We start from the raw sequence: 3,375 nt of genomic DNA, 5'->3' as shown, positions 1-3,375 counted from the left end.
TTATCCGTGTGAATGTTTTTTGATGTTTTCATTTACTTAACCTCCATTTGTTTATGTGGAGATTATTGCTATTTACACGGATTTTTATTCAGTCGGCTCCTTTTACGATTGAAATACAATCAAACTTCATCTGTATCTACATAATTTATATCACTTATATAAGCCATATTTTACCGTTTGGATGCAATATACTGTATTTGCTGCTTCATCCATTCAAAGGTACAATTATCAACTGACTGAATTTCATCTGATGTAAATGCTTTGGCATTTGATTCATTTTGAGGCATATATCGCACAAATCTCCCTTTGCTGTTCAACTTATATCGGCATTCATAATCATTAACCGGTACATATGCTCCTGAAAACTTATTATTTAGGCTCAGAAAATATACATAAGATTCTCCTGCCTTAGGATATGCCTCTTTAGTTATTTTCTTTTCTATAATGGTATTTTCTCTTTCTTCTTTCGTCATGCCAGCAAAATGGACTTCATTATTGAATGCTTCTATTTCATCCTGTATAGTCATATATCCACCATATTGAATTATAGTGATAATATCATCAATATGCAAATCTCCTTTCAATGAATCTGTGACTTTTACATCAAGTTTCGTATATGGCATTCCATTCTTGACTGTAAAACCAACATTTTGTATGTCGCAGCGTACAATCTGAGTAGAATTTTTATATAAACCTTCAAAAGTAGCACAGCTTGTGGCAAATGATGGAGAAACCAATACCTCTTGAGCTTTTTTAATCTGATCTTCACGTCCTTTAATATCAAACTCTTTGACTTTGATAGTCAAATTTCTGCCAGAGGATGCAGTTCTGCTCTTAGTCGTAGAAAAAGATTTTTTACTGTCGCTATTTCCGGAAAGAGTTGAAAAACACCCAGACAACTCAAAGACAACAAAAATCATTAAACCGATAGCTATTGCTTTTATAATCGTTTTCAAGATTAACACTCCTTATCTTATAATTATGATTTTTAAAAATAATATTTAAAAATCTTTAAGACATACTTCTTAAATTATTTTATTGAAAATAAGTTATTCATAAATATGATTAATGTTATTGCAGTCAATACTACCTGGTCTGTCTCTATCCCTATAATCATCATAATTGTACATTATTGAAATACCTGGAAGATTCGGCTGATGGCTTAAACCCATGGCATGCCCCAGCTCATGCGCTACAAGGCCAGTTTTGTCAAATATAGAATAATAACTAGTTTTATTACAATCAATAAAAATCTTTGTCCATCCCCAATTAGAAGCAGAAGGATCATTAATATAAGTAGAATAAATCCAAAATTCTGTTAAACCTGTAGTAGAGCCAGCAAATGAAAAATCATAAATATCAAATGAAGAACTTGATTGTGTAGTTGTTTGGCGAATTGAGATGGATGTTGTAACTCCTGGATTGGTAGTAGTATTAACCCAATTACTAACGGCAGCAGCTATTGTAGATACATAATCACTACTTACATTGGATGATAACCAATATAATATCGACGAAATTTCCCATATTGTCCAACACCACCTGTTAATCTTCTGTCATTAAATGTCCTATTTCCATGAATATATGTTTCACTTATAGCAAAAGCAGGAGTACTAGAAATTATTAATGTCATGACAACAGCCAAAATGCAAAAATTCCTTTTGAATTTTTGCATTTCACTCCTTATAATAATATTTTTACTATAATTATACCATTAACCCATAATATGTCAAATTTACTGTTAATAAAGATAGTGTCAAGTTACTGTAGGGAAAAAGAATATGGATATTATCCATATTATGGAAACAGTTATAGCTGTTTTGTTGCTTATCTTTATGGCAGCCTTAACCACATCTCCCTATAATTGCCCTCAATCCATTATATGGGCCGGTCTTTTCACCCCTGACAATTGCTATAAGTCTGCTGTTCCAGGTATCATTATACATGTTTGCAGAATTTCTTGCTTCCTTAATCAATTCATCTTGTATATATTCCTTCTTCTCTTTTTCCTTCTTTATCTTTTGAGCCATGACCAAATCATAACAATGATTCATAGGTGCAATAATTCTATAACAAATGACCTAAAATTCAATGAGCGGTTGACCTAATTTTTGGGTTCTTTCCCGAGTTAGTTGAATTTATGCATTTTATCAAGCCGGATAGTTTTGTTTCTCAATGTTTCAAAACTACACCGGCCATACATAATCCTTTTTATAACTTTTATTTTATTTACGCTTCCTTCGGCTAACCCATTACTATATGGTAAGCATACAGCATTCTCTACAGCATCATAATCCCTCTCAACGCCATTGGCAAAACTAATAATCTCTTTAATTTTTGTATTCTTGGCTTTAGCTATTCATTCTCTTAACAGTTTAGGCTCACTTTGTTCAAAAATCTTTCTAAATGAATTAGTCAATTCTAAGATTGTTTTAAAAAAAGGATACTGATTACAAAAACACTGAAATTTATCTTTTTCAAGACTTTTAATGTCTGATACTGGTCCGAATAAAGTCTTAAAAATGTCATCTCGCTTTATTGTAATAATTCCTTTCCCTTCTCCAACTTCATTTTCTTTAAATCTTTTTTCCATTCAGATGCATAATGACGGATTGTAGAGGAGGACCCCTTAAATCCTTTTTCTCGGATTATTTCCTCATCATCTATACATACGATGGTAACTTCATTCTTATTCACTATAGGTTTTACTTTTTTTTAAGAGATTACAGATGGTACTTTTACCAACAATAACTGTATTTTTACTTAAAAATCTTGCTGCTGCATTGGAACTACAATTAAGTGATAGACGTACTATCTCATCCTCAAGGCGTCTGGTTTTTTAGATTTATTAGCTAACCAGGTAAACCTTTCAGCGAAGGTTGTATGGTCACATTCAGGATTATTACAAAACATCTCTCGATTTTTAATATTTATTATTACCTTCTTTCCCTGCATGGGCAAATCTTGAAAGCTTCTTTCATAGGTACTGTGGGTTTGAGATGACATATGACCGCAAAATGGGCATTGAACCTCTTCACGATTAGAAATTACACTTATATAAATTGTATCATCTATAATTTCATGATTTACATATTCTAAATTAGCATCTAATAATTTTATGAATTCATCCATTGTGTGTCCTCATTTCTGTCAGATTGAATATCTTATTATATCAATTTTCTAACAGAAGCTCAACCAACTATGAAAAGAACCGGAATGCATATTTGCATATGCAATTCTTTTATTAGTGAGTGTTTTATCAATTTTATAATGCAGGCAGCTACCATAATATGTATTTTTAGCCTATAACATGAATATACCGGTCTCCTTATTGAATGGTTCTAAGAAAATATTTTCATCCTTTATCTTTGGGAG

At 31.7% G+C, this 3,375-nt stretch carries 3 protein-coding genes; all 3 read right to left on the bottom strand.

The genetic code is table 11. From position 1 onward, the window contains the following. Nucleotides 1-170 precede the first annotated feature (170 nt). Entirely contained in the window at nucleotides 171-956 is a 786-nt protein-coding gene (locus QME45_14555) for a hypothetical protein (GenBank protein MDI6619849.1), read from the bottom strand. A gap of 888 nt (nucleotides 957-1,844) precedes the next feature. Then, the gene (locus QME45_14550; protein ID MDI6619848.1) at nucleotides 1,845-2,054 is read right to left on the bottom strand and encodes a hypothetical protein; all 210 of its coding nucleotides are present in this window, start codon (nucleotides 2,052-2,054) and stop codon (nucleotides 1,845-1,847) included. A gap of 757 nt (nucleotides 2,055-2,811) precedes the next feature. Next, nucleotides 2,812-3,132, bottom strand: coding sequence for a transposase family protein (locus QME45_14545; protein MDI6619847.1), 321 nt, complete (start codon nucleotides 3,130-3,132; stop codon nucleotides 2,812-2,814). Nucleotides 3,133-3,375 lie beyond the last annotated feature (243 nt).

It is taken from the genome of Clostridiales bacterium (genome assembly GCA_030016385.1).
GTDB lineage: Bacteria > Bacillota > Clostridia > Clostridiales > Oxobacteraceae > JASEJN01.
The sequence above is the reverse complement of the archived record's forward strand: the minus strand, read 5'-3'. Positions and strand labels throughout refer to the sequence as shown.

Bases quoted from the DNA above. Each gene is read 5' to 3' on its own strand.
- QME45_14545 (MDI6619847.1), bottom strand. From the start codon at position 3,132: ATGGATGAATTCATAAAATTATTAGATGCTAATTTAGAATATGTAAAT.
- QME45_14550 (MDI6619848.1), bottom strand. From the start codon at position 2,054: ATGAATCATTGTTATGATTTGGTCATGGCTCAAAAGATAAAGAAGGAA.